The organism is Agrobacterium tumefaciens (assembly GCF_017726655.1).
Lineage (GTDB): Bacteria > Pseudomonadota > Alphaproteobacteria > Rhizobiales > Rhizobiaceae > Agrobacterium > Agrobacterium tumefaciens_B.
In genome coordinates this window covers 760,591-787,239 of the sequence record NZ_CP072309.1, presented here as the reverse complement: position 1 = coordinate 787,239, position 26,649 = coordinate 760,591, and the positions used below count along the sequence as shown (strand labels likewise).

At 58.3% G+C, this 26,649-nt stretch carries 22 protein-coding genes and 5 pseudogenes; 14 read left to right on the top strand and 13 right to left on the bottom strand.

Annotated features, from left to right (window positions below):
* Nucleotide 1: 1 nt before the first annotated feature.
* From AT6N2_RS17750 to virB11, 10 genes are read left to right on the top strand one after another with little or no spacing between them, the layout of a single operon-like run.
* Nucleotides 2–340 carry a type IV secretion system protein VirB3 gene (locus AT6N2_RS17750; protein ID WP_209090489.1) on the top strand — a complete coding sequence of 113 codons (339 nt, stop codon included), beginning with the start codon at nt 2–4 and terminating at the stop codon, nt 338–340.
* Entirely contained in the window at nt 333–2,699 is a 2,367-nt protein-coding gene (locus tag AT6N2_RS17745; RefSeq protein WP_209090487.1) for a VirB4 family type IV secretion/conjugal transfer ATPase, read from the top strand. The genes AT6N2_RS17750 and AT6N2_RS17745 overlap by 8 nt, the downstream gene beginning before the upstream one ends.
* Nucleotides 2,696–3,397: a P-type DNA transfer protein VirB5 gene (gene virB5 / locus AT6N2_RS17740; protein WP_209090486.1), complete on the top strand. Its 702-nt coding sequence runs from the start codon at nt 2,696–2,698 to the stop codon at nt 3,395–3,397. The genes AT6N2_RS17745 and virB5 overlap by 4 nt, the downstream gene beginning before the upstream one ends.
* On the top strand, nt 3,394–3,627 hold the full coding sequence (locus AT6N2_RS17735; protein WP_209090485.1) for an EexN family lipoprotein: 234 nt from the start codon (nt 3,394–3,396) through the stop codon (nt 3,625–3,627). The genes virB5 and AT6N2_RS17735 overlap by 4 nt, the downstream gene beginning before the upstream one ends.
* 3 nt (nt 3,628–3,630) lie before the next feature.
* The gene (locus AT6N2_RS17730) at nt 3,631–4,563 is read left to right on the top strand and encodes a type IV secretion system protein (protein WP_209090484.1); all 933 of its coding nucleotides are present in this window, start codon (nt 3,631–3,633) and stop codon (nt 4,561–4,563) included.
* Between the two features lie 39 nt (nt 4,564–4,602).
* Nucleotides 4,603–4,884: a hypothetical protein gene (locus AT6N2_RS17725; protein ID WP_209090483.1), complete on the top strand. Its 282-nt coding sequence runs from the start codon at nt 4,603–4,605 to the stop codon at nt 4,882–4,884.
* Between the two features lies 1 nt (nt 4,885).
* Nucleotides 4,886–5,557 carry a virB8 family protein gene (locus AT6N2_RS17720; RefSeq protein WP_209090482.1) on the top strand — a complete coding sequence of 224 codons (672 nt, stop codon included), beginning with the start codon at nt 4,886–4,888 and terminating at the stop codon, nt 5,555–5,557.
* A complete protein-coding gene (gene virB9, locus AT6N2_RS17715; protein ID WP_209090481.1) occupies nt 5,554–6,411 on the top strand; it encodes a P-type conjugative transfer protein VirB9 in 858 nt (285 codons plus the stop codon). Before AT6N2_RS17720 ends, virB9 begins: the two co-directional genes overlap by 4 nt.
* 8 nt (nt 6,412–6,419) lie before the next feature.
* On the top strand, nt 6,420–7,592 hold the full coding sequence (gene virB10, locus AT6N2_RS17710; protein WP_209090479.1) for a type IV secretion system protein VirB10: 1,173 nt from the start codon (nt 6,420–6,422) through the stop codon (nt 7,590–7,592).
* 8 nt (nt 7,593–7,600) lie between these two features.
* The gene (gene virB11, locus AT6N2_RS17705; RefSeq protein WP_209090477.1) at nt 7,601–8,614 is read left to right on the top strand and encodes a P-type DNA transfer ATPase VirB11; all 1,014 of its coding nucleotides are present in this window, start codon (nt 7,601–7,603) and stop codon (nt 8,612–8,614) included.
* Between the two features lie 357 nt (nt 8,615–8,971).
* Here virB11 and AT6N2_RS17700 read toward each other — a convergent pair whose 3' ends face one another.
* The 8 genes from AT6N2_RS17700 to AT6N2_RS17665 form a co-directional block, all read right to left on the bottom strand.
* Nucleotides 8,972–9,379 carry a type II toxin-antitoxin system VapC family toxin gene (locus tag AT6N2_RS17700; RefSeq protein WP_209090475.1) on the bottom strand — a complete coding sequence of 136 codons (408 nt, stop codon included), beginning with the start codon at nt 9,377–9,379 and terminating at the stop codon, nt 8,972–8,974.
* Nucleotides 9,376–9,636 carry an antitoxin gene (locus AT6N2_RS17695; RefSeq protein ID WP_209090473.1) on the bottom strand — a complete coding sequence of 87 codons (261 nt, stop codon included), beginning with the start codon at nt 9,634–9,636 and terminating at the stop codon, nt 9,376–9,378. Before AT6N2_RS17695 ends, AT6N2_RS17700 begins: the two co-directional genes overlap by 4 nt.
* A gap of 343 nt (nt 9,637–9,979) precedes the next feature.
* Nucleotides 9,980–10,258, bottom strand: a complete 279-nt coding sequence (locus AT6N2_RS17690) for an HU family DNA-binding protein (protein ID WP_209090472.1) — start codon at nt 10,256–10,258, stop codon at nt 9,980–9,982.
* A 129-nt stretch (nt 10,259–10,387) separates the two neighbouring features.
* Complete coding sequence (locus AT6N2_RS17685) at nt 10,388–10,642, bottom strand: WGR domain-containing protein (RefSeq protein ID WP_209090471.1); 255 nt, start codon at nt 10,640–10,642, stop codon at nt 10,388–10,390.
* A gap of 468 nt (nt 10,643–11,110) precedes the next feature.
* On the bottom strand, nt 11,111–11,407 hold the full coding sequence (locus AT6N2_RS17680; RefSeq protein ID WP_209090470.1) for an ArsR/SmtB family transcription factor: 297 nt from the start codon (nt 11,405–11,407) through the stop codon (nt 11,111–11,113).
* Between the two features lie 40 nt (nt 11,408–11,447).
* Nucleotides 11,448–13,367 (bottom strand): Ti-type conjugative transfer system protein TraG, encoded by a 1,920-nt coding sequence (traG, locus tag AT6N2_RS17675; protein ID WP_209090469.1) that lies wholly within the window; start codon nt 13,365–13,367, stop codon nt 11,448–11,450.
* Nucleotides 13,358–13,597 (bottom strand): conjugal transfer protein TraD, encoded by a 240-nt coding sequence (locus AT6N2_RS17670; RefSeq protein ID WP_209090468.1) that lies wholly within the window; start codon nt 13,595–13,597, stop codon nt 13,358–13,360. Before AT6N2_RS17670 ends, traG begins: the two co-directional genes overlap by 10 nt.
* Before the next feature lie 40 nt (nt 13,598–13,637).
* Complete coding sequence (locus AT6N2_RS17665) at nt 13,638–13,874, bottom strand: TraC family protein (protein WP_209090467.1); 237 nt, start codon at nt 13,872–13,874, stop codon at nt 13,638–13,640.
* A gap of 221 nt (nt 13,875–14,095) precedes the next feature.
* Between AT6N2_RS17665 and traA the strand changes: the two are divergent.
* A pseudogene (gene traA, locus AT6N2_RS17660) lies at nt 14,096–18,730 on the top strand (Ti-type conjugative transfer relaxase TraA).
* A 197-nt stretch (nt 18,731–18,927) separates the two neighbouring features.
* On the opposite strand, the gene rctB reads toward traA, so the two are convergent.
* A complete protein-coding gene (gene rctB / locus AT6N2_RS17655) occupies nt 18,928–19,275 on the bottom strand; it encodes an SMa0974 family conjugal transfer regulator (RefSeq protein ID WP_209090466.1) in 348 nt (115 codons plus the stop codon).
* 449 nt (nt 19,276–19,724) lie between these two features.
* A complete protein-coding gene (locus AT6N2_RS17650) occupies nt 19,725–20,645 on the bottom strand; it encodes a LysR family transcriptional regulator (RefSeq protein WP_209090464.1) in 921 nt (306 codons plus the stop codon).
* A 245-nt stretch (nt 20,646–20,890) separates the two neighbouring features.
* Here AT6N2_RS17650 and AT6N2_RS17645 point away from each other — a divergent pair.
* Nucleotides 20,891–21,804: pseudogene (locus tag AT6N2_RS17645) on the top strand (nucleotidyltransferase and HEPN domain-containing protein).
* A 110-nt stretch (nt 21,805–21,914) separates the two neighbouring features.
* On the opposite strand, the pseudogene AT6N2_RS17640 reads toward AT6N2_RS17645, so the two are convergent.
* Nucleotides 21,915–23,013, bottom strand: a pseudogene (locus AT6N2_RS17640) (IS3 family transposase).
* Between the two features lie 413 nt (nt 23,014–23,426).
* Entirely contained in the window at nt 23,427–24,137 is a 711-nt protein-coding gene (locus AT6N2_RS17635; protein WP_209090462.1) for an autoinducer binding domain-containing protein, read from the bottom strand.
* Nucleotides 24,138–24,597: 460 nt separating this feature from the next.
* On the opposite strand from AT6N2_RS17635, the pseudogene repC reads away from it, so the two are divergent.
* Nucleotides 24,598–24,816: pseudogene (gene repC / locus AT6N2_RS17625) on the top strand (replication initiation protein RepC); the annotation flags it as partial.
* A 187-nt stretch (nt 24,817–25,003) separates the two neighbouring features.
* On the opposite strand, the pseudogene AT6N2_RS24220 reads toward repC, so the two are convergent.
* A pseudogene (locus AT6N2_RS24220) lies at nt 25,004–25,178 on the bottom strand (anti-sigma factor); the annotation flags it as partial.
* 405 nt (nt 25,179–25,583) lie between these two features.
* On the opposite strand from AT6N2_RS24220, the gene AT6N2_RS17620 reads away from it, so the two are divergent.
* Complete coding sequence (locus AT6N2_RS17620) at nt 25,584–26,630, top strand: alpha/beta hydrolase family protein (RefSeq protein ID WP_209090460.1); 1,047 nt, start codon at nt 25,584–25,586, stop codon at nt 26,628–26,630.
* The last annotated feature ends 19 nt before the right edge of the window (nt 26,631–26,649 follow it).

The window sequence follows — 26,649 nt, the reverse complement described above, 5'->3', positions numbered from 1 at the left end:
AATGGTGAACACTTCCGCCCTTGAGGAGGACACGCTGTTCGTGGCCTGCACCCGCCCGGCCATGATCGCCGGCGTGACCATGGAAGCGATGGGCATCAACATCATGCTGACCACCATCCTCTACATCACAGCGGGATCGATTGCCTATGCGCTTGTCGGCATCATCTTCCACCTCGTGTTTCGGGCGCTCGTCAGGCACGACCACAACATGTTCCGCATCCTGCTCGCCTGGATCGAAACCCGCGGTCGTTCCCGCAACGCCGCCTATTGGGGTGGCGCGACACTCTCGCCCTTGAGGCTAGTAAGGCGCTACGACGAAAGGGATCTAAGTCTTGCCTGATCTTACGACATTGCGGTCCCGCGAGCTTGGGCCGGAGACCTTTATCCCCTATGTGCGCCATGTCGATGAAAGTACCATCGCGCTTGAGACCCGTGCGCTGATGAGCGTGCTCATACTCGAAGGTGTCTCCTTCGAGACTGCCGACATTCTCGATCTCAACGGTCTGCATCGCAGCCTCAATACGCTCTACCGCAATATCGCCGACGAGCGGCTGACGCTCTGGACGCATGTCATCCGCCGACGCGAGAACGCTTATCCCGAAGGGCGCTTTGCCAATCGGTTTTCAGACGGCCTAAACACCAGATACCGTGAGCGAATGGTGCACGAGGACCTCTTCCGCAACGATCTTTATCTGAGCCTCGTCTGGTCCGCGAGCCGTGATCCCGCCGAGAAAGCCGCGAATCTTCTGTCGCGCCTGCGCAAGGCGCGCCGCTCCGGCATTGAGCTGGACGAATTGGCGCTCAAGCATCTGCAAGACAAGGTGATCGACGTTACTGCCGGGCTGAAGCGTTTCGGGGCCCGCGTTCTGTCGCTCCATGAGCATGATGGAATCCTATTCTCTGAGCCGAGCGAGTTTCTACACCAGCTTGTCGGCGGGCGGCGGGAAGCCTTGCCTTTGACAGAAGGGCGCATTTCCTCGGCAATCTATTCGGACCGGGTGATCTTCGGTCGCGAGACAGTCGAGATCCGCCTTGAAGCGGAAACCCGCTACGCGGGAATGTTCGGCTTCAAGGAATATCCGGCGACCACGCGCAGCGGCATGCTCGATGGCATCCTGACCGCGCCGTTCGAGCTCGTCCTGACGCAGTCTTTCGCCTTTATGTCCAAAGCAGACGCCCGCACGATCATGGGCCGCAAGCAGAACCAGATGGTCAGCGCCGCCGACAAGGCCGCCTCACAGATCGAGGAGCTCACTGAGGCGATGGACGATCTCGAATCCAACCGCTTCGTGATGGGCGAACATCATCTCGGCCTTGCGGTTTTCGCTCCGACCGTCAAGGAACTGACCGACCACATGGCGAAGGCACGCGCGCAACTGACCAACGGCGGCGCGGTCGTCGCCCGTGAGGATCTCGGGCTCGAGGCCGCCTGGTGGGCGCAACTGCCGGGCAATCTCCGTTATCGTGCCCGCTCAGGTGCGATCACCTCGCAAAACTTCGCGGCCCTTTCTCCCTATCATTCCTACCCGACCGGCCGGAGGGACGGCAATGAATGGGGACCGGCCGTCGCGATGTTGAAGACCGCCTCGGGCTCGCCATTTTATTTCAATTTCCATCACAGTGATCTCGGCAACACCTTTGTCTGCGGCCCGTCTGGAGCGGGCAAGACGGTGCTCCTCAACTTCATGCTCTCACAACTCGAAAAGCACGATCCCCACATGGTGTTTTTCGACAAGGACCGGGGCGCGGATCTGTTCGTTCGCGCGGCCGGCGGCACTTATCTGCCGCTCAGGAATGGCGTTCCGACCGGTTGCGCGCCGCTGAAGGCCCTTGATCTGACGCCAGAGAACAGGATATTCCTCGCCCGCTGGGTCGGCAGGCTTGCGGGAGCGGCGACACGGGAACTGAATGTCAGCGAGCTGCGGGATATTGCTTCAGCTGTTGATGGTCTGGCGGACCTTCCCGTTGAGCGCCGCTCCATCGGCGCCCTGCGCGCCTTCCTCGACAATACCGATCCCGAAGGTATTGCCTCACGCTTGCGGCGCTGGGAGAGGGGAGGGCCCCTCGGCTGGGTCTTCGACAACGATCTGGATGATATCGGGATCGATGCCAAGTTCATCGGCTACGACATGACCGAATTCCTCGACAACGGGGAAATCCGCAGGCCATTGATGGCCTATCTGTTCTATCGCATTGAGCAGCTGATCGACGGTCGCCGCATCATCATCGTCATCGACGAGTTCTGGAAGGCGTTGCAGGACGAAGGTTTTCTTGATCTCGCCCAGAACAAGCTGAAGACGATCCGCAAGCAGAACGGTCTCATGCTGTTTGCAACCCAGAGCCCACGCGACGCCATCGTCTCACCGATCGCCCACACGATTATCGAACAATGCCCCACGCAGATTTTTCTGCCCAATCCGCGCGGCGACCACGCAGATTATGTCGATGGCTTCAAGCTGACTGAACGCGAATTTGAATTGATTTCCCGCGAGCTTTCGCTCGAGAGCCGTCGCTTCATCGTCAAGCAGGGCCACAACAGCGTGGTGGCCGAACTCAATCTCAACGGTTTCGACGACGAACTCGCGATCCTGTCGGGCCGGACAGTGAATGTGGAACTGGCGGATGCCATCCGCACTGAAATCGGCGAAGACGGCGGGGACTGGTTAACCGTGTTCCAGCAAAGAAGGAAGACACCATGATCCGTACCTCAAGGACAAGGCTCCTCCTGGCAACCGTCATGCTGCTGGCGTCGGCCGGTCTCGCTGACGCCCAGGGCATTCCTGTTACAGACCAGGCGGCGATCGCCAAGCAGATCGAGAGCATCGCTCAGCTCAAGTCGCAACTCGATGCGCTCAATCAACAGATCTCACAGGCGCAGGAGCTTTACGGTTCGCTGAACAAGATCACCGACATGGCCAATGTCGCAAGCCTGCTGAATGATTCAGCGATCCGAAGGGCACTGCCGCAGGACTTCACTGCCATCGAAAGCCTGCTCAGCGGCACCGGGGGCGGCGTGTTCGGCGATTCCGCGTCAAAGTTCCTTGAGGGCAACTCCACCTACCGCACCAGCGCGAACGATTTTTACGCACAGGAACTCTCACGCGCCCAGGACAGGAACGCCGGACAGATGAGTCTCGGCCAGCAAATCTATGACGCAGCCACCAAGCGGATCGACGGCATCGACGAACTTCGTCAGAAAATCTCCAGTGCTGCAGATGCCAAGGACATAGCCGATCTGCAGGCCCGCCTGCAGGCTGAAACAGCCTTTCTGCAGACTGACGTGCTTCGCATGCAGGGTCTGCAGATGGTTCAGCAGGCCCATGTGCAGGTCGAAGAGCAGCGCAAGGCTGAGGATTGGCGCCAGCGCATGGACACCATGGGAGCAGCGCTTAAATGAGATGGCTCGTTTCCGCTATAGCGATGCTTCTCCTGTCGGCTTGCTCCGCCGAAGGGGAGAAAGTCTACACTGTCGACGAACTGGTCGCCGACGAGGAATTGCTGACGAAAACCATCGGGAAATGCCGAAACAATCCCGGTGAACTCCGCGACACAGCCAATTGCCGTAATGCCGAGGCCGCCGATGGCAAACTCCGCCTCGAACGCATGCGCAAGTCGCTTGGAGGCTGACCGATGTATGAGGTATTCAGTTTCGTCGACGGTCAGTTCAAGGCGCCACTCGAAAACTTCATTTCCACCGGCACCTCGAACATTGCCAACTGGGTTGTTGGCCCGCTCACGGCGGCGCTGACGCTTTATGTCGTCCTCTACGGCTATCTCGTGCTGCGCGGCACGGTGCAGGAGCCGATCCTGGAGTTCGCGTTCCGGGCCATAAAACTCGCCATTATCGTCATGCTGGTGCGCAACGCCAGCGACTACCAGATCTATGTCACCAGCATCTTTTTTGAAACCCTGCCGAAGGAGATTGCCGAGGCGCTGAACTCGGGGACATCTCCCAGCGCATCGACCTTCGACAGTTTGCTCGACAAGGGCCAGAACTGTGCTTACGAAATTTGGTCGCGCGCCTCTTGGCCGATTGATATCATAACCGCCATTGGCGGTATGCTGGTGATCGGCGCAAGTTTCCTCGTCGCTGCGATCGGCTACATCGTCTCGCTCTATGCGCGTCTGGCGCTCGCCATCGTGCTCGCTATCGGGCCGATTTTCATCGCACTCGCGATGTTCGAGTCGACGCGCCGGTTCACTGAATCCTGGATTGGCCAGCTTGTGAACTTCGTCATCCTTCAGGTGCTGGTGGTGGCCATCGGCTCGCTGCTGATTACCTGTATCGACACCACCTTTACCGCGATCGAGGGATATAGCGATGTACTAATGCGGCCGATTGCGCTTTGCGCCATCTGCATCGCTGCGCTCTATGTCTTCTACCAGCTACCCGGGATCGCCTCCGCGCTTGCCGCTGGTGGGGCGTCGCTGACCTACGGCTATAGCGCGGCCCGTGATGCGCATGAAAGCACGCTCGCCTGGGCGGCCTCACGCACGGCAAGGGCGGTCGGACGCGGCTCACGCGCTATGGGCCGCCGGTTGACCGCGAACCGGACGGAATGACCGCCTCGATATCAATGACATGGGACAGGTTAGCTTTAGATGAACCGTATTCTCCTGCTGCTTTTGCTCGGCACCAGCCTTTCCGGTTGCGCCTCGATTTCCTACCCGCTGCCCAAATGTGACGGTTATTCCCGGCGTCAGCTGAACCGCTCCCTATGGCAGAGTGAGGATGAGGGCCGGCAGCAAGCGCCGGCCAACGAAATCTCTCGCAAATCGGAGAGCCGCGCGGTGCCTTTTGTAAAAGAACCGGCCGCCGAGAAGACGGCCGTATTTGCACGCTTCGATTCCGCGGATTTATACCGTCCATGTGAGGGCAACTGAGATGGTCAATACCGACAGCCTCCAGAACTATTTCGACAGGGCGCGACGCTTCGACCAAGATCGGCTCATTCAGGTCGAGCGCTCGGCCCGCATCGCCTGGTTCGTCGCGATTTCGGCCAGCGTCACTGCCGTTATCTCCGTCTTTGCGATTGCCGGGCTCACCCCTTTGAAGACGGTAGAGCCTTTTGTCATTCGGGTCGACAATTCGACCGGAATCGTTGACGTGGTGTCGCCGTTGACCTCGATCGCCGGCACTTATGATGAAGCCGTGACGAAATTCTTCGCGGCCAGATACGTTCGCGCACGCGAAGGCTATGTCTGGAGCGAGGGAGAGGAGAATTTCCGGACGGTGGCCCTCCTGTCGACGCAGCCCGAGCAGTCCCGCTTTGCGGCGTCTTACCGTGGCAGCAACCCGGATTCTCCGCAAAATATCTATGGGCGCAGCGCTACCGCACGGATCAACATCGTATCGATCTCCTTGATCAACGGCAATGTGGCATCGGTCCGATACGTACGAACCGTCACCCGAGGTGACGAGGTGCGCACCACCCATTGGGTCGCGACACTTACCTTCTCCTATGTCAACGCGCCGATGTCTTCCTCCGACCGGCTGATCAATCCCCTGGGATTCGTCGTCAGCGACTATCGCGCCGATCCGGAGGCGATCAATTGAAACAGAGATTTCTGATCGTTCTTTTCGTAATTGCCAGCTGTTCCTCCACGGCCTCATCTTTGGAGATACCGCGCGGTGCGTCTCAGGACAGCCGGGTCCGATTTATCGACTACCAACCCTACAACATCACCCGCGTCATTGGCACGCTGCGTTCATCGGTGCAGGTGGAGTTCGCGGTCGATGAGGAGATCGCTCATGTGGCGCTCGGCAACAGCGTGGCATGGGAGGTCGCACCTGCCGGGAATATCCTGTTTCTGAAACCGCGCGAAAACCAGCCGGTGACCAATATCTCCGTCGTGACGACCAGACGGGATGGTTCGACGCGCAGCTACCAGATGGAACTGACTGTCCGCGACGGCAGCGTGGAGGCCGGGCAGAACACATATTTCTACGTAAAATATCGCTATCCGGCCGATGAAGCTGAGCGTCGGAGAGAGGTCGCTGCCGCTCGCGCCCAGGCAGCGCAGGCGAGTGAAGCAGATCGTGTTCTGTCTCTTCATGAGGCCTACGGACCCCGCAACTGGCGGTACTCGGCGCAAGGCGCACAGACGCTTGAACCTCAGTCCGTCTTCGACAACGGCAAGGTCACCACATTTGCCTTTGCCGGTAATCAGGAAATGCCGGCGATCTATATGGAGAGTTCGGACGGCAGCGAAAGCCTGGTTCCAAAATCCGTCGACGGCAATCTGGTGCTTGTCCACGCAATCGGTCGCAAGTTTATCCTGCGCCGGGGCGGCGATGTCCTGTGCGTCTTCAACGAGGCCTACGATCGTGTCGGCATCAATCCCGGGACGAACACGACGTCGCCGTCGGTCGAGCGTGTCGTCAAGGCCGCGTCGTCCCCAGCGCGATAGGAGCTGTCATGGCCGAGGAAGAAATCACCCATATCCCTGGCGAGCGTGCTGAAACATCGACCGGCCGGCGGATCGACAACAACCCAGTCCTCAAGCGTGGCGCTGTTGCCTTGGCGATCGTTCTCTTCGTTACCTTTTCTCTCTGGTCGATGGGCGGGACGAACCCGCCGACGAATGGCGCGCAGCCAGAGCGCGTCGTCATCCGTCAGACGTCGAATTTCGAGCCGGCAAAGGAGCCGGTCCAGCCCGTTGTGAAGCCAGCCGAAGTCCAGCTGCCGGCACCCGTCGTCGTCGCAAATGCGCCGACCGACGACGACAAGCTGCTCGACGCAGCGCGACGCGCGCCGGTAATGGCCTATGGTGCGGGAAAGGCGCCTACCGCCAGCCGACAGCGGGAGGCCGACCCCAATCTCAACTCGAGCTATGTCCCGCTCGCGAACACGCCGGGCAGCTTTACGGGGCAAGGGGAAAACGAGGATCAGCGCTTCAACCGCATGCTGGCGCCGACTCAATTGCAGGGTTCACGCGCCGGCACGCTTGGAAACCGTGATTTCATCGTCGCGATGGGAACCTCCATCCCTTGTGTGCTCGAAACGGCGCTTTCATCAGATCAACCGGGTTTCACCAGCTGCGTCATCAACCGTGATGTCCTTTCCGACAACGGCCGCGTCGTACTGATGGAGAAAGGAACGCAGGTCGTCGGGGAATATCGCGGTGGATTGCGCCGGGGCCAGAAGCGGCTGTTTGTTCTCTGGAACCGGGCAAAGACGCCGAAGGGGGTGATCATTACCCTGGCGTCGCCGGCAACCGATGCCCTGGGTCGCGCCGGAATGGATGGCTTTGTCGAGACACATTGGTGGGAACGGTTCGGCAGCGCCATCCTGTTATCGATTGTTGGTGACGTAACGTCCTATGCCGACAGCCGTTTGCGGGATAGCGACGTCGATGCACAAAATACCACGAGCGCCGGTCAGCAGGCCGCGGCAATTGCAGTCGAGCAGTCGATCAATATCCCACCGACCCTGTTGAAACATCAGGGAGGCCTGGTTTCGATCTTCGTGGCGCGCGATCTCGATTTTTCCAGCGTCTACCGCCTTCGCGTCACCGAGCCGCAAAACCGTGTCTACGACCGCGCCGTTCTGGGCGACTTTGCCCCGGGCTCGACGCTTGTGACCAAGTAGGTGCTGCGATGACCGAAACGGCGGACACCGGTGTCGTGCGTGAACTGCTGCGGCCGCTTTCGCCATTCCTTCGCGACAAAACGCTCTATGAGGTCATTGTCAACAAGCCCGGCGAGGTCATGACAGAAGGAGAGAATGGATGGCAAACCCACGATATGCCGCAACTTGACTATGACCGGCTCATGCGTCTCGCCCGGGCGGTGGCAAGCTACTCCAGTCAATCGATTGATGAAACCCGGCCGATCCTGTCGGCGACTTTGCCCGACGACGAACGAATCCAGATCGTAATTCCGCCGGCGACGACACGGGGACTTGTCAGCATTACCATCCGCAAGCCGTCCGCGGTGTCGCTTGACCTCGACGATCTTGACGACGGCGGACTGTTTGCGGAGGTGGCTTGCACAGGAGAGGTTCACGGGCGGCCGGATCAGCGCTTGTCCGGTCTTCATCGCGCCGGCGCTCATAAGCAGTTCCTTCGGGAAGCGGTGCTTGCGCGGAAAAACATCATCATTTCCGGGGCAACCGGATCGGGCAAGACGACGCTGTCCAAAGCGTTGATCCAGCATATACCGGATACCGAACGTATCATTTCCATCGAGGATACGCCGGAACTAGTCATTCCGCAGCCCAACCACGTCCGTCTCATTTATTCGAAGGGCCGTCAGGGGACTGCGAAGATCGGGGCCAGGGAGCTGTTGGAATCGTGCCTTCGTATGCGCCCGGACCGGATCCTGCTGCAGGAGCTTCGGGACGGAACGGCGTTTTACTATGTACGGAACGTGAATTCCGGGCATCCCGGTTCTATCACGACTGTGCACGCCGATTCTGCACACCTCGCGTTTGAGCAACTCACATTGCTGGTGAAAGAGTCGGAAGGCGGTCGCGACCTCGAACGGCACGACATTCTGGAAATGCTGAAGATTGCGATTGATATCATCATCCAGTGCAAGCGGATCGACGGGCGGTTTCGGGTGACCGAGATCTATTACCGGGACGGGCTTGCGTCCGGCACCCAAGGTTGATCGGCGCGTGCGGATAGATATCGGTTGACGCTGCAGAAGCAGTATCAGGTGCTGAACTTTCTCTCGGGCAACTCACGGAAGGCCGCTGCCAGCAAGAAGGCAAATTTAAGCAGCCTGATCGAAGGCGTTGCTTACGGCAGATGCGGCGGCGGGAAAGGACGAGTGTTCTTGCGGCGGGTCGCGGTTGTCGGAAAGAGACGCTGATCACCATGCCACGGAGAATGGACATGGCAACGCCGGGCATGGATGATGTTCCACTGACGGATACAACAGTTCGCTCAGGATATTGCAATCGACCAGGGTGCCATGCCAAACTCTGTTTCATCGTCTGACCAGCGACGCTCCTCTCTTCGTCGATTATTCTGTCGACCAGTCTTCAACGCGCAATCCATCTACCCGACTGAACTCGCCGAGATTGTTGGTGACGAGCATGAGACCCCGAGCCTTGGCCTGACCTGCTATCAATACGTCGTAGGGACCAATAGGCGTTCCCTTTACGGCGAGGGCCGCCCGGATTTCCCCCGCGACAAAAGCGTCGCGTTGATCGAAGTCGAGGATCGGAAAATCCGAAAACAACAAGCGCAATGTTTCCAGATTGTGCTGGACCTTCGCGCTCTTCTGGGCTCCAAAATATAATTCATGTGCGACGATCGATGGCAGGCCGATCGTTCCTTCAGCGTTCTGAAGGACGCGATTGGCTAACTTGTCCGATCGGCGGCCAATCAATGCAATGACGGCATTCGTGTCGAGAAGATGCGAGATCACGGAAACACCGTATCAATCGCTGGCCGGTCCTGTGGTTTTGGCTGATCGCGCCCCTCTTTCATAAAATCGTCGCTTACGCTGCGCGCCATCGCAGCTTTCAGGGACGACCATGCCTCACCACGCTCAATGTGCGGGCGCAAAATAAGTGCATCGCCCTCCTGGGTTATTTCCACACTATCGACGTCGAAACGAAATTCTTTCGGCAGCCGAACTGCCTGAGAGTTGCCGGACTGAAATACGCGGGCGACATGGGGCATGGTGTTCGCTCCTTTCTGTATATACCGTTTTGTATATACGTCTTTTCTCCCAAGTCTTCAACCAGTAAGCTGCTTATGATCGACAGAGATAAGATACGCGCAGGTCGAGAGCGTTGTAAGTGCTACCGGACCGCGGCAGGAATCGGCCCCCCACCCGCCGCCTCCGGCCGTCGCATCCCGCCCTCCTTGATCCATACGATCAGCCATCAAGGCCGGCCGCGTCTTTCACTATATCACGAGATGACCAATGGCGATCGATCAGCACACGGCCGCATAGACTGCCTCCTTCAGGAACGAGCCGCCCTTCAAAGGCGGCATCGCGCTTCAGACGCGTTTCTCGACGTCAGCCGTTAAGCGCGTCCTTTACGGCCTTCGCTGAGGCGAAGGTCAGTTTTCTGGATGCCGCGATCTTGATCGTCTCCCCCGTGGCCGGATTGCGGCCTTCACGTGCCGGCGTCTCCTTCACCTTGAATTTGCCAAAGCCGGGCACGTTCGTCTCCGCTCCGTTTTTCGCCGCTTCGGTGATCTGCCGGAACACGCTGTCGACGATCGCTTTTGCCTGCGCCTTCGTCAGGTTCTGCTCGCCGGCGATCTTGTCCGCGATCTCGGTTGCTGTCGTCATGATTGAATCTCCTTGTCCGATTGATGATCCTTCTGGTATCGCAACCGGGCCGGGTCGATGGTAGGGGGAAGAATGCTCCGCCGTCCTGAATCCACCGGAAATCGACGATTTCCGCCGTGTCACGAGCCTTCAGGCCGTGCCATCATCACGATATCCCCTGCGACGTTTTGCTTTTTGGAGCCGCGTTGCCGCCCTTGCGGCATCCTGCTCGCTGTCGAAGGTCTCGATCTTCGACTGGCCGCTCGTGCCTATCCGGCCCCAGTGGCGGATGACCGACGCACCACCGAAGAGCGTCGGCTGGATCGCGAGCCCATAGAAGCGCCGCATGTTCTGCGACGGATCAATTCGGCGAAGATGAACTGTACTCGTATCCTTGATTTCCATGACCGAAGTCTCGCGCCCTTCGAAGGACCCGTCCAACGACTTCTTTGAATCAATCCGCCCGGACCGATTCATTGTGGTGATGATTGAGTGGATTGAGCCAGCTCCTACTGAAAAAAAAGGGCGCCAAACCCTTGCGAGGTACGACTCTCCTCTCGCCTGAAGGGACGCCCCGGGGCAAGGCATGTGATCTGAGCACATTCACACGACGATCCTTGCGATGCGTGACCAGCCTGCAAACGGTTCGTGTGCGGCAGTCGCATCGCAAATTCAGTTTCATATGTCGCCTTCGGCGCCTGCGTTGACTCAGGTGGCGCCATTCGGCCAATGGCGTCCGCGTCAAAACTCTCGCTCAGCGAAACAGAGAAGGCCCTGCAAAGCGGCGGGTTGAAGAATATTTCAGTGCAGACTGTCTGGCTGCCATCTGACCCGCTATCAGAAGATAGTCGAAGCACTTAAAGGAATGAAAGTTCAAAGGCTGCCGGAAAAAACGAATGCAGGCCACAATGCCTCTTTGGCATTCGACTTCACGAAAAGAACCGCCTCTTTTAACAACCCTATGAGCTCTGGCATTGTCACCCGATAATAGACGACAAGGCCGTGGCGTCGCGTTTCAACAACACCCGCCTCGCGCATTTTTGCGAGATGCTGAGAAAGCGCTGATTGTGATAAATCGACTTGATGGGCCAACTGCTTCACGCTCTGCTCATTGTTGGACAGTGCCAGCACGACCTCGACGCGCTTAGCGTTCGACAGGATGTTGAGCACCTCACCACACAGTTGTAAATAATCCGCCGGACGGTTGAGCTTACGGACCGGGCTTGAAGAAGCGATTGGTCCTGACGATCGTGTTCATGTCCTTGCGCCGAAAGTAGATGGCGCGACCGCAGCGGATCGGGTTGTGGCCCTGGACGATGATGATCTGCTCGTCCTTGCGCATCGACTGCATGATTTCATGCGGCATAATCAGCGGACGCCGCTGGAAGCTCAAATTCTCCGATTTCCGCGACGCGCTGTTCTTCGTATCCCAGCCTGTGTTGCGCGAACTTCCCTTCACCTCGACCGTCATCTCGCCGCATTGTGCCGAAACGCTACGCGCCGTATCGAGTGCCTTGATCCCCGCGTAGGAGGCAAATGCGCATCCATCGATCCACGAGGTTGCGCCGTCCTTCCCGAAATGCCGCTCAAGTTGACCGATGGACTGGTACATCAGCATCATCGAGATTCCGTACTTGCGCCCGCGATCACGCGCCTCTTCGAGAACACGCATGTAGCCGAGCAGGTCTACCTCATCAAGCATGAATAGCGCCCGTCGCGTGAAGCCGCCATCAGCCTGGATCATCGCATTGATTAGCGCGCCAATGATCACTCGGCCGATGCCCGGATAAGAGCGCAGGATCGACGCCGGGATATTCAGGAAGACGTCTTTGGTTCCGGTGACGATGTCGCTTGATCTAAAAGCATTGCCGCAGACGAGCGCCGCATAGCTCTCGAGTGACAGCCATTGCGTATCCTTTGACGCCGTTGAATAGACGCCGGAGAATGTCTGTTCGGTCATATTGGTAAACACGCCCAGGGTTTCGCGGATGAAGGCGGAGGCGGAATTCTCCTGGATGTCGCGCAACATAGCGAGAACCGAGGGCTCGGGTTCGGAGACGATCTGACGCAAGCTGCGCAGGTGGCGCCTTCCGGAATATTCTGGCGACAACATGACGTGGGCGAGGAGTCCCGTCAGAAGATTGTGGGCCTGACCTTGAAAATATGCGCCGCTCGAGCTTTCAAAACGCATGCTCTCGGACAGGAGCATATGGGCGACCGCGACAATATCCTCTTCCTTCTGTCTCGATGTCTCGATGCCATCGAGCACGTTAAAGCCCATGATCGGGTTTGCCGGATCGAGCACCATGACTTCACGGCCGAGTGCGCGGGTGCGGTGCTCGACCACCATCGGTGCGACCTCGGTGGAAGGATCGAGGCAGATCAGCGGCCCGGTATAACGCAGTGCCGTCGGCACGACGTTGCTGGTGGTCTTGTATCCGCCCGATCCGGCAAAAAAGAGCATATGGGTGGAATCGAAGTCCTGTTTGTAGGTCAGGAGCGGGGCTTTGCCGCCTTGTCCCCATGTTGATCGGTCCTTCGGATCGAAGGGCAGCTCATGGGCGACATCTTTGTCGACGCGGTAACGTTCGCCGACGACAATTTCGCCGTCCGCCGGAAGCAGTTTTCCGGCCGCCGGCATCGACAGCCAGTCCGCATTGCCGAAGGTTGCGCGCCGTGCCCGCTTGACCTGCTCGGGAACGACGACGGAGAGGCGCGCCGAGGCAGCGACCGCCATGAAGCCCCCCAAAGCCCCCAGCACGAAAATCATGTCGAGATAGGAAAGCGCATCGTGCCAGTCGATCACACCACGTTCCACGAATGGGGAAAGACGCCCGTATTCTCTGAAACCATAAAAGCCGGCAACGCTGAGAAAGCACAGAAGGCTCGTGATGGCGATCGGCCTTCGGCGATGCATGGGCAAAACCCACACCGTCAACAGGCCCGCGAGGGGTCCGAACAAAAGTGCAGGTAAAGGCGCTGCCCGCAAGAACCAGTAGGCCGTTTTTTGTGACATGTCGCTCGCCAATCCCGTCCAGTGCCAGCCGGCGATATTGACGGTAATGGCCGTGACCGCGATAGGCACGAGGATCAGCGACAGGCTCGGATGGAGTCTTCCCTTCACGGCCATTCCGTTCTGCCCCGGGCACCCGATACCTTGCCCTCATATGGTGGTGCCTTGAACGCCTCTGCGCCGATCTCGCGCAGGCGCCGGTGTTCGTCGGAGCCCGTTGTTACCCGCGCCAGCTCAAGCAGGCCGCCGAACAGAAACGCCCGGTCGGCATTCGACAGGCCTGCTTTCATGACAATATCGCCAAGCAGGAATTTCTCCCGAGCCTGCCGTTTGCGATCAGCGTTCATCTTAAACCGTCTCCGTCGTTCCAGGCTCACGATCTGCCGGTCAACGCGCCGGAGGCTCTGTGCCGACAGCGCCGTTTTTCTTTTCTGTCCGAAATCGCGCTGCGATCTCCTCAATGATATGATCGACCTCCTCGTCGGCGATCTCCATTTCCGCGAGCCCCGATTTCGTGGCGGCTCTTGCGAAACGTTCTGCAGATTTAACTATCAAAGAACGCCTGCGTTCGCGCAGCTTTTCAATTTGAGCGTCAATATCCAAAAGAGATGATTTTGCGGCCATCCGGCACCCTTTCCTGCAGATTCGACTTATCGAGCCGCCAATTAAACTGACTAGAATAAGATAGTCAAATAATCTACCCTGCACAAGGCTGCAAAATCGCCGATGACGGAAGTCCGGCTTATGCGGGCTTTCGGAGAAGCGGCATCTGCCCTGCGGTCCGATCGGTTTGAGGGCGCAATATACGTCGCAGAGGCGACGTGCCAGAAGTCGGGAGAACAGTCGTGGCGATCATGTTCGTCAGAGCGCAGATGATCAGCAGAGGGGCAGGGCGCAGCGTCGTCTCGGCCGCCGCCTATCGTCATCGCGCCAGGATGATGGATGAGCGTGCCGGCACGTCCTTTACCTACAGGGGCGGCGCATCCGAACTCGTGCATGAAGAGCTCGCCTTGCCGGGCCGGGTTCCAGCCTGGCTGGAAAACGCAATCGATGGAAAATCCGTGACCGGCGCCAGCGAGGCCCTTTGGAATGCTGTCGATGCCTTCGAGACGCGGTCGGACGCACAGCTGGCCCGCGAACTCATCATTGCGCTGCCGGAAGAACTGACCCGGGCCGAGAACATTGCGCTGGTCCGGGAATTCGTCGCGCACAATTTTACCCCAAAGGGCATAATCGCGGACTGGGTGTTTCACGACAAGGATGGCAATCCGCATATCCACCTGATGATGACGCTCAGGCCACTAACGGACGATGGCTTTGGGCCGAAGAGGGTACCGTTCCTTGGAGAGGACGGCGCCCCGCTGCGGGTTATCACGCCGGAGCGTCCGAACGGCAAGATCGTTTACAAGCTTTGGGCGGGCGACAAGGAAACCATGAAGGCGTGGAAAATTGGCTGGGCTGACGCGGCCAACCGTCATCTGGCGCTTGCCGGTCATGAGATCCGTCTCGACGGTCGTTCCTATGCCGAGCAAGGGATCGACGGGATTGCACAAAAACATCTCGGGCCGGAGAAGGCGGCGCTCGCCCACAAGGGGATCAAGATGTATTTTTCGCCAGGCGATCTTGCGCGCCGTCAGGAAATGGCAGACCGGCTGCTGGCCGAACCTGCGCTTTTGCTAAAGCAGCTTGCAAACGAGCGGTCCACCTTCGATGAGCGGGACATCGCCAAAGCACTGCATCGCTATGTCGACGATCCGCTCGATTTCGCCAACATCCGTGCGCGGCTGATGACGTCGGATGATCTTGTTATTTTGAAGCAGCAGCAGGTTGATGCCGCAACCGGTAAGGCTGCAGAGCCCGCCGTCTTCACCACCCGTGAGATCCTGCGCACCGAATACGACATGGCGCAGTCGGCGAGCCTCCTGTCACGGCGTACGGGTTTTGCTGCGTCGATGGATGACCTCGGTGAAGCGATCAGTAAGATCGAAAGGCAAGATCCTCAGAAGCCACTCCGCCTCGACCCCGAGCAGGTCAATGCTGTCAGACATGTCACCGGCGACAGTGGGATTGCCGCCGTTGTTGGACTGGCCGGTGCAGGCAAATCGACGCTGTTGGCTGCGGCACGCATCGCCTGGGAAAGCGAAGGCCGCCGGGTCATCGGCGCGGCCCTTTCCGGCAGGGCGGCCGAGGGGCTCGAAGAGAGCTCCGGCATCACATCCCGCACACTCGCCTCGCTGGAACTGGCATGGGCTGGCGGACGCGATCTGCCCGAAGCTGGCAACGTGCTTGTCATAGACGAGGCGGGTATGATTTCGTCGCAACAGATGAATCAGGTGCTGAAGGTGGCAGAGGAACGGAGCCAAGGTCGTTTTGGTCGGCGATGCCATGCAGTTGCAGCCGATCCAGGCGGGCGCGGCGTTCCGGGCGATCAGCGACCGTATCGGTTTTGCCGAACTTTCCGGGGTGCGGCGCCAGCGCGAGGAGTGGGCGCGCGAGGCCTCGCGGCTCTTCGCACGCGGCAATGTCAGGGATGGCCTTGATGCATACGTACAGCAGGGCTGCCTCGCGGTGGCCGAGACACGCGCGGACGTTATCGACCGCATCGTTGCGGACTGGACCCATGCCAGACGCGGTCTGTTGCGCAACACCGTTGGTGAGGAAAGTGTGTCTCGTCTTCGTGGCGATGAATTGCTCGTGCTGGCGCATACCAACCACGATGTGGGCCGCCTCAACGACTGCCTGCGCAGCGTGATGATGGAAGAGGGGGCGCTAACTGACACACGCGCGTTCCAGACGGCTCGCGGATATCGTGAATTTGCGGTTGGCGATCGAACCATCTTTCTGGAAAACGCCCGTTTCATCGAACCGCGCGCACAGCACTTCGGCCCGCAATATGTCAAGAACGGCATGCTCGGCACGGTCGTCTCGACAGGTGACAAACGTGGGGGACCGTTGCTCAGCGTCCGTCTCGACAGTGGTCGCGACGTCGTGATCAGCGAGGACAGCTATCGCAACATTGATCACGGTTACGCCGCGACCATCCATAAATCGCAGGGCGTGACGGTGGATCGGACCTTCGTGCTTGCCACCGGCATGATGGACCAGCATCTGACCTATGTGGCGATGACAAGACATCGTGAGCATGCCGCGTTCTATGCAGCGCGCGAGGATTTTGAGCCAAAACCGGAATTGGGACGAAGGCTGCATGCCGACCATGCTTCCGGCGTTACCGGCGAACTGGTTGAGGCCGGCCAGGCCAAGTTCCGTCCCGAGGACAGGCAGGGCAGGGAGAGCCCTTATGCCGATGTCAAAACCAACGACGGTGCCGTGCATCGTCTCTGGGGTGTCAGGCTACCGGGGACGTTGGAGGCGGCCGGCGTTTCGAAAGGCAATACGATCAACCTGCGCAAGGACGGCGTTGAAAAGGTGAGGGTCGAGGAGACGGTCATCGACGGGCAGACCGGCCAAAGGCGAACCGAGCAGCGCGAGGTCGAGCGAAACGTTTGGTCTGCGGAACTCAAAGAAACCGCCGAAGCCCGGAGACAACGCATCGCGCGGGAGAGCCACCGGCCGGAATTCTTCAATCAGCTTGTCGAGCGTCTTGGCCGGTCTGGCGCCAAGACCACCACGCTCGATTTCGAAAGCGAGGACGGTTATCGGGCGTATGCGGAAGACTTCGCACGGCGGCGCGGCATTGAACTGGTTTCCGGGATCGCGGCAGGACTAGGAGAGCGCGTTTCGGAAAGGCTGGCGTGGATTGCGGAGAAGCGGGCGCACGTGGCGAAGCTCTGGGCGCGGGCAAGTGTTGCGCTCGGGTTTGCGATCAAGAGGGAGCGGCATGTCTCGTATGGCGACGTCAATACCGAAACCCTGGCAACGGACTTCCCGACAGGTGGCAAATACTTGATCCCGCCCGCTACAAGTTTTGCCCGCAGCGTAGATGAGAATGCACGTCACGCACAGATCGCCTCGGACGGTGGAAGGAGCGGGAAGCAATCCTGCAGCCGGTGCTGGAAAAAATCTACCATGATCCGGACGCGGCACTTGCCCGTTTGACCGCGTTGGCGTCGGACGCGATGACCGAGCCACGGAAGCTCGCTGGTGATCTCGCTATTGCACCCGGCATACTTGGCCGCCTTCGCGGCTGCGGTCTTTTGGTCGACGGCCGTGCCGCGCGAGAGGAGCGAAACACCGCCACGTCGGCGCTGCCGGACCTAGTGCCGCTGGCGCGCGCCCATGCAACGGAATTCCGCCGCCAGGCAGGACGTTACCGTATCCGGGAGGAGCAACGACGCGCGCATATGGCGCTGGCGATCCCGATGTTGTCGAAGCCGGCAATGGCCCGTCTCGCCGAAACAGAGAAGATCCGCGAAATGGGCGGGAACGATGCCTGGAGAACCGCGTTCGCCTATGCCGCAGAAGACCGCCAACTTGTCCAGGAGATCAAGGCGGTCAACGACGCCCTGAGCGCGCGCTTCGGCTTGCGTGCCTTCTCCTCGAAGGCCGATGCGGTTGCCGCGCACAAGATTGTCGAGCGTATGCCGGAAGATCTCGCACCAGACCGGCGCGAGAAACTCCTCCGCCTCTTTGAGGCCGTCAGGCGCTTTTCCGAGGAGCAGCATTTGGCTGAAAAACGGGACCGTTCGAAGATCGTCGCCGGAGCTAGCGCCGAAACCAGACCGGAAGCGATAGCGAGATTGCCCATGCTCGCCGCGGTTACCGAATTCAGGATGCCGGTGGACGAAGAGGCGTGCAGCCGGGCCGGCGCGTCTGCACACTACCGTCACCATCGTGCTGCACTGGCCGAGGTCGCGGCGATTGTCTGGCGCGATCCTGCAGGCGCAGTTGGAAAAATCGAGGCACTTGTCCAGGAGGGCTTTGCCGGTGAGCGGATCGCTTCAGCCGTGAGTAACGATCCAGCGGCATATGGTGCATTGCGTGGTTCAGATCGCTTGATTGATAAATTGCTCGCCTCCGGTCGCGAGAGGAAACAAGCGCTCCTGGCCGTGCCTGACACCACGAGCCGCGTGCGTTCGCTTAGCGCCTCGTGGATGACCGCCTTTGAGACGGAAAGGGGAGCCGTCGCGGACGAGCGGTGGCGCATGGCGGTTGCAGTTCCCGGGCTGTCGCAGAAAGCCGAAGCTGCCCTCGGGACACTGGTGGCAGATGTGAACAGGCAGAGAAGGGGCGAGGACGACAGCAACACGCGTAGCGTTGCTCCGGGTTCACTCACGCCAAGTGTCATCCGGGAGTTTGAAGCGGTGAGCCGGGCGCTCGATGAGCGCTTTGGCAGGAATGCAATCCTGCAGGGTGAGAAGGACGCGGTCAATCTTGTCTCGCCTGCGCAACGCCGCGCATTCGAGGCGATGCGAGAGCGCTTGCAGGTGATCCAGCTGGTGGTGCGGTCAGAAAGCACTCAGCACATTATCGCGGAACGTCAGCGCCGCGCGATCGAAATAGGCCGTTCTGTCACCAGGTAGGAACCGGGTGACGGGGACCCGCGCAGGAAATCTGGAAAAGTCGGTCGAGCGGGTGATGGCATTACGATTGGGAGATCCTTGGCAACGCAGCGGGTGTACCACGGAGCGTAAACTGCTCAGCGCTAGCCCCGTGGGTCGTTCGGCAACTACTCGCCTTGCAAATCGTATGTGTTGATCCCTCGAGCCGATTGACGTTATTATCTCATGTCCATTGTCGTGGCTCTTCGGAACTGCGCGGGTCCGGGCTCAAGTGCTGGCCGCCATGTGACTGAGCTTACGGATCCCGGTGCGAGCTGCCACAGGCGTCCCTCGATCAAAGTTTGAATGCCATAGAACGTGAGCAGGTCGCCGGCCGACACCTGCACGATGAGGCCGTCATTGGCGACCCTGATATTCGCACAGCCGTTCTCGAAGTTCAGTTGCCTCGCGTTGTCCATGTCGATGATCGACAAACAGATATCTGTGCTCTGCGTGCAGAATTTCTTCGCGATGGCTGGCGCGGCCTCCAGCTCAATGAATGCCTCTGAGGCATTTTGATACCTCATTCATCCCCCGTTAGAAGTGTCTCCCTTCCGCAATATGTCCAATGCACGACATACGCGATGACCAGCAGTGGTATGAGTGACAGCATGGAGGCGGGCCTTATGATGGGAAATACCCACAACGGCATTCCCACATATGAGGGATCGCCACAAGGTTGACATGTCGGGGTTTTCACGCTCCGCAGGCAGCATAGGATCTACAAGTATTGCCGGAAACAGCAGGGCCTCCGGCCTCTTCTGAGCGCGTCCTGCCGTCGGTCTCGATGCTTCGCATGCCCTCTGTCCAAGGAATGGTCTTGGCAAGGAACGGAGGCAGGGTTGCAGCGTTGCAGCGTGGCGACAGAGACTTGCTGCTTGGTCGTCGCCTACAACAGTGGGACTTGTTTCGGATCAATTACGACTTTACCCCAAACGAGAAACCGTAGGGTCGCCGCCATGCTGTCTCAGAAGATTCAATTGCGGTGCTGTTTACGAGCAGGCCCTTTGGCGATTGTAGATGCGAGCTGACGACCGATCTCGATGATGTCGTCTCGATTGGCAGTCGGGTCCTGATTGCTCCAGGCAAGTCCAAGGCCGATGCGCAGATCGATCTCCTCCACCACCTTTAAACGGAAGTTTCTGTTCGGCAGGTTTGCCGCCCATTCAGGAACGAACCCGACACCAACACCTGCGGAAACAAGCGCTATCAGTGAAAGCGTGTCGTCGCACGTATAGACGATCCGGTCGGAAAGTTCATGCTCGCGAAATGTCTCCAGAAAGTAGCGCTCGGTGTAGGACAGGTTCGAACGCGAAAAGGAAATGATCTTCTGGCGGCGCAGATCTTCTAGTGTGACGCTTTGGGCTTCGGCGAGAGCATTATTCTTGGCAACGGCGAGTAAATACCGCTCCTCCGTTATCGCCTGCCATCGCAATGCGCCGTTGTTGTCCAGAGGTCGGACGAAACCGATATTGACCTGTCCGCGTTCGATGTCCCGTACGATGGAATCGGTAGTGCCATTGCGGATATGAATGCGGATATCCGGATAGCGTCGGCCAATTCGGGCAAGAAAGTCAGGCAGAACACCGAAGGTTGCCGGATGGATCGTGCCGATGGTGATCTTGCTCGCAGCCTTGCCCGCCACCGCTTGTGTGACGGCACAAGTTTCATCAACATCGCGGAGCAGTTGAACGCAGCGCTCATAGAAAACAGAACCCGCGGGTGTAAGCTGAACACGGCGCGTGGAACGGATGAGAAGGGGAACGCCGAGCTCCTTCTCGATCGCCTGGACCTGGGCCGTGACGGCAGGCTGGGCGAGGTTGAGCCGGATGGAGGCGCGTCCGAAATGCAATTCTTCCGCGACGGCAACGAATGTGCTCATTTGGCGCAAATCCATTTCAGTCCCTTCCGCCCGACGGCACAGTTTGGGTCAAAGCAGGCCCCGAATTTGGAGAAGGATAAAGGGGTAGGTCGCCTAGGTCCATATGCGATATTGATAGGACATCGCGATTAATGCTTGCTGACCGCAGTCGAGCCTCGCATAGTGTCGATACAGGCGGAACGGCATTACAACAATGTGGAGTAGTAATAGCCAGCCGGTAGCGGCTAGCATAAATACCGAGAAGAATCGATGGTGAGGCTATGAAAACGGATATAGGACATCTTCCGCAGACAAAGCAGCGTGAACTGGAAAGGGTCGTTCGGATCATCCATGAAGAGTTCGCCGAAATTGTCGAGCGCTCGAAGTCCGACGCCAAGAAGGACGGGCGGATCTATAAACTCATTTTGTTCGGCTCATATGCGCGTGGCACGTGGGTGGACGACCGCATACATCGAAAGGCTATCGATCGGATTTCGATATTCTCGTCATCGTCAGCAATAAGGAACTGGCTGAACCCAAGTACTGGGACAAGGCGACCGACCGGCTGATGTGGGACAAGGAGATCGAGACGCCGGTCGGCCTTATCGCGCACGGGGCCCGCGAGATCAGCAATTTTCTGCATGATGGCCAAGCCTTCTTCGTCGATATCGCTCGCGAAGGTATCGTCCTCTACGAGTACGACGACCGGCCGCTCGCCGAGGCGAAACCGCTCGGTCCTGGAGATGCGCTCAGAGTGGCAGGGGAGCATTTTCGTCGCGAAATGCTGAGCGCAAGCGAGTTTCTAGAACTCGCCCAAATCGCTTCCGCCAAGGGTATGGATAAGAAAGCGGTTTTCCTGCTCCATCAGGCGGTCGAGACGGCCTACAACTGCTTTCTTCTGACAGTGACAAACTATTCACCAGCGTCACACAACCTTAAGTTCCTGCGCGGGCTTTCGGAGGATCGCGATCGCCGGCTGGTCGATATTTGGCCGCGCGAACATCAGCGTTTCACCGCATGGTACAACATTCTCAACGAGGCCTATGTCAAAGCGCGCTATTCGAAGCATTTTCAAATGTCGGATGAAGCGCTTGAATGGCTTAAGGAGCGCACGGTGAAACTTCACGCCCTGATCAAGGTGCTTTGCGAAGAGCATATCAACATCCTGAAGAAGGCGGCAATAAGTGGTAGCTGAAGCTAAGGGCTGGTTTGATCTTCAGATCGTGGGTGAGCTAGGCATTACAAATGCCTGAGGTGCTCCCCGAATTTGGGCCAGCGGGAGCTGGAATTTTCCGGGGTTAAGACTCAGTGCGACGGTTGTGCCGATGAGCCGTTCATGAGCGAAATCGGCACTTTGTTGCCTATCGCGCTGTGTGGCCGGAACTCGTTATAGTCTCTACGCCAATCCTCCATCTTTGCCCGCGCGTCGTCAAGGGTCATGAACCAGTGAGCGTTCAGGCACTCGGCGCGGAACTTGCCATTGAAACTCTCGATGTAGCTGTTGTCAGTCGGCTTGCCTGGCCGGGAGAAGTCGAGCACGATACCCTTGTGATAGGCCCAAAGATCAAGGTCTCAAGAGATGAACTCGCTGCCGTTATCGACGCGAATGGTCGTCGGATATCCGATCTGCCGGCAGACCCGCTCCAGTTTCTGAACGACATCCTCCCCCTTGTAACTGAAGCGGGCATCGACTGCCGGCGAGAAGCGCGAGTAAGTGTCGACGACCGTCAGAACCCTGATCTTGCGACCAGTGGCCAGTTGGTCATGAACGAAATCCATCGCCCAAACATGGTTGGAATGGGTCGGCTCTGTGCGGTCAGCCCGCAGCTTCGCCTTGACCCGGCGCTTGGGAACCTTGTTGCGGAGCTGGAGGTCCATCTCTTTGTAAAGCGATAGATTCGCTTCGGGTTCACGGCCCAGCCTTCACGCTTGATAAGGATATGCACACGCCTGTAGCCGTAGCGTACCCGCGTCTGGCAGATGTCCTTGATCTTCAGCTTCAACTCGGCCTGCTCGCCACGCCTGGACTTGTAGACATAGAGCGACCGGTCGACTTTCAATACCGAGCATGCACGCCGGATCGAAACCTTCCAGTCCGCCTTGATCGTGTCGACAAGCTTGCGCTTGCGGGCAGGCCTCAAAGCTTTTTTGAAAGCACATCCTGCAGCATGGCCTTGTCCAGTGACAGGTCGGCAACAATCCGCTTCAGCTTGGCATTCTCTTCCTCAAGCTGTCGCAGCCGCTTCATCTCAGAGGGCATCAAGCCCGCATATTTTTTGCGCCAATTGTAAAACGTCGCGTCCGAAATTCCTGCCTTGCGGCAGACCTCGCCGATCGGCGTGCCATCCTCTGCCTGCTTCAACACGAATGCAATTTGCGCTTCCGAAAACTTCGAGGCCTTCATCGAATTCTCATCTTCTTCCCACCAGGGATCATAAGTGGAAAATTCCAGTTCTAAATGGCCCAATTTAACGGGGGCACGTCAGGGACGGTTGTACAGTGCTTGCAGGGGCTGGTGCCGCCGCGATGGTATGATTGCCGGAACGACCAATTCGCAAATCTGCGTCGGTGGCCATTTTCCTGCTTGCAATCAACTGCCATCTGTAATCGACGTTATTGTAATTGACGAAGGTATGCTCGATACAAAATGCAGCGTCTTCGAGTCCGCTATGCGCCCGCCAATGTCTTCATCATGGAAGATGCACGAATTCCTGTCACCCGGCGAATCAGTGAGCAAAAGCTCGCTTTTGACCAACGTTGGCTTCGCGTCCCAACGCTGGTCGTTCCGACGAACGAAATTTCCACGGATTCGTGATTTTAGATCAGTTTCAACTTTGTGGCTAATGCGGTCGTCTGGGGAAGGGTGACGGTCTTAAGTTTCCGCCGAATGTTCTTCATATGAAAATTGACAGTGTGGTGCGTCATGTTCTCAAGCAGCGCTATCTCCTGGGTCGTTTTTCCCTCAGCAGCCCATTTGAGCACCATGGACTGCCGCGCCGTCAATTCGACGGCGGGTGCTCTTGTAGATGCCGCCTCGGTTGCTTCGACGCACTTATGGAGTAAGGCCGCAGCGTTTGCACTCAAGACGGGCTGCAGTAGGTGTTTGCGTGGCAACGTGACATCGCCGGTGAACAGTGAGAGGGCGAACAAATCGCTGAATGGCGCTAGCACCGGCATGCATATGCCAGCTCTGATGCCCGCCTCGCCGGCACTGGAAAAGAATGCCTGAAGCTGTCCGCGTGCGCCTTTTCCCTCATTCTCAATATCAACGACAAATGGCGCCATTATTTCTCGGGCACGGATGAGGATCGGATCGATCCTGTCAAAACGCTCCTGCGCATATCTGTCCAGCCACTCCTCCGGGGCATTGGACAAAATGGCGTTTCCCAATCCGGGGTGACGGACAGTCACCACGTGATAATAGTCAAACCGAAGCTCACGCGTGAGATGATCCAGCAGTTCGGCCGTCGCCTGGCTGGTTTTCATCATGGAGGTCGTATCGATTAATTTGCGCAGCCAGATTTTCATCCCAGGTCTTTTCGCCCCGCCCTTGAGAGACACGACTGGCCGCGAGCTGCATTGCAGGTCCAGTAGTGCCTCGTTCTTCTGAGCGGCTTGACAGGATCCGAGCTTCGAGGCGTTTGCCAGTCCGTCGCTTCCGTCCGGTCGGGCAGAGTGTGCCCGTACAGAGGTTGCGCAACGCGAAGGACTTTTCGCATTTGTTGAAGCGTTTCGGCTGAAACAGTGAATACGCCGCAACACACCGGGAGCCGGCCGTAACCGTCGGCACGGCCAATCTCCTTCACTCTCAATCCCGCTCGCCGGTATACCCTCTCCATTGGTGGCTCGTAATTCGACACGAGTGTTTTGATGCCGTGGGCGAAGGCACATTCGAATAACGCCAGCAAAAGGAGGCCAAACGCCCTTGATGGGCTGAGCGCCGGTTGTGACTTTTTCAGGACGTCGACATCGAGACACATTCGCGTGCCTTAGCCCCTCCGCATATCAGGAGGCCTGCGAGGCAATGGGCCCAGAGAACGCAGCGGTCACGGTTGCATGCATTTTGGAGCGCGGGGGTCACATCAATTCGCCGGGCGGATATCTGAGGGATCTCACCAATCGGGCAAAGCGCGGGGAGTTTTCTCTGGGGCCGGTGCTTATGGCGCTTTTGCGGGCCGCCGGCCATTCGGTGAAGGCAACGGGCTGAGGCGAGGATTGTACTTCTCGCGCAAAAGCCTCGTGGTTGAGGCATGGGAAGGCCATTTCATAGCAAACGAAATGTCTGCAACAGAGCCCTCCCCTGCCAAATTTTCGTCTCAACCATCCACGCTCATCGCTCTGCGGCAATGCAAACGACTTAAATATGCACCACACAGAGATATCTGGCGCGATTGTTATCGCAGCAGCTTCGCCAAGCCCTTAGCCAGTATTGGCCCGGTCGGCGGCGCGGTTGGAGATCCGCCGGCGTCTTCCAAGGTATTCACGTAGAGCTGTCCACCCCCTGGTGGTCGGCAGTTGCGGAACAGCCAAGTGCGTCGATCGTACACCATCGATCAAGCCAAGCGATACTTGCGCTCACAGAAGTCGGCCCGATTACTTGACTAGACAACGAAGTTCGCGATGTTGCCATTCTGCCGGCGATGTAATGCGCTATAGCTGGCGGCACACTCCACATTATGTTTAAAGAAAATGGCCGACACCCTAGGTTCGCCGGCCTTTCTCATGATTTATGGCTTTAGATTACATCTTCGGCACAAAACGGCACATGGCGTCATATCGACAGACTGGCGAAACCATCCAGTCCGGCGAATGCCAAAACCATCTCGAAACTGCCAGATATGGTTCCGTTACATCGCGAAACGCTCTAACATAATTTTTTAATTGTAAACGGCTTCAATAGGAAATCCTTCCTGCCCGTCGCCTACAGGCAAATATCTTCATCGGAGGGACGGACAAGCCGGCGGAGGAGCATCCATGACCAAGGAAGAACCGAGGCTTGCCTGGTGGATCGTGCGCTGGGCGCTGCTCGCGCTGGCAATCCCCGGGGCATCGCAATCGGCGCTGGCCGATGCACCGCGGCTGGGCCCTTTCGAATTGCCGAAGCCGCGCCAGCTGACCGTCTTCCTAAAAGACGAGGCCTTCAACCCATATGAGGCATTAAACGGCTCTTTCACGTCACCGGAAGCCTGTGCCGCCGTTCCCGGCGGACTATGGGTCGAGGCGGAAGGCGAGGGAGAGTGCATTCGTTATTATCCGGAGGCGCTGGTCGATGCGGGGAACCCGACAGTCCTCGTTTATTTCGGCGGCGACGTGATGCTGCGCAATGCGAAGGGCGTACGTTTCATCACCGATTCCTACATCCGCCAGTCCCCCGCCACGATCGCGGCCGAGATGGTGGATTGGGCCAGAATGGCCGGACACCCGGTAATCTTCATGGCACGACCCGGCATCTACGGCTCCTCGGGAGATCACAACAATCGCCGCCATATGCGCGAAATTGCCCTTATGGATGGCGCACTCGACCAGATCAGGCAAAAGCACAACATATCGTCCTTCATCTTGACCGGCCATTCCGCCGGCGGACAGATCGTGGCAAGCCTTATGAACAGGCGTAAGGACGTCTCAGCGGCGGTCATCACTTCCGGTCTGGTCTCGGTAAAGCAGGTTTCCGCCTTCTGGGAACGGCGCCGCAAAATTCCCGGCAAACTGCTTTACAACGCCGCTGGGTTTTATGATCCCATCACGGAGATCGAGCGTATTTCGACCAATCCCAGACCAGACATCTACATCATCTCGGATCCGGAGGATCGGGTCGTGCCGTTTTTCAGCCAGCTTTTTTATGTACGAAGACTGCGTTCCGCCGGTTTCGAACCGCATCACATCTATGCTCAGGCGACAGATCGCCAGCGGCATCTGCTGGCCTATCATGGTCGCCTCGCCGCCGCCCTGATTGCCCAAGGCAGGTCTGAGGTCGAAATCCGCCGTGCAGTCCATGAGATGGACCTTGAACAGTTCAAATAGCACCAGGCTTGCTCAGCCA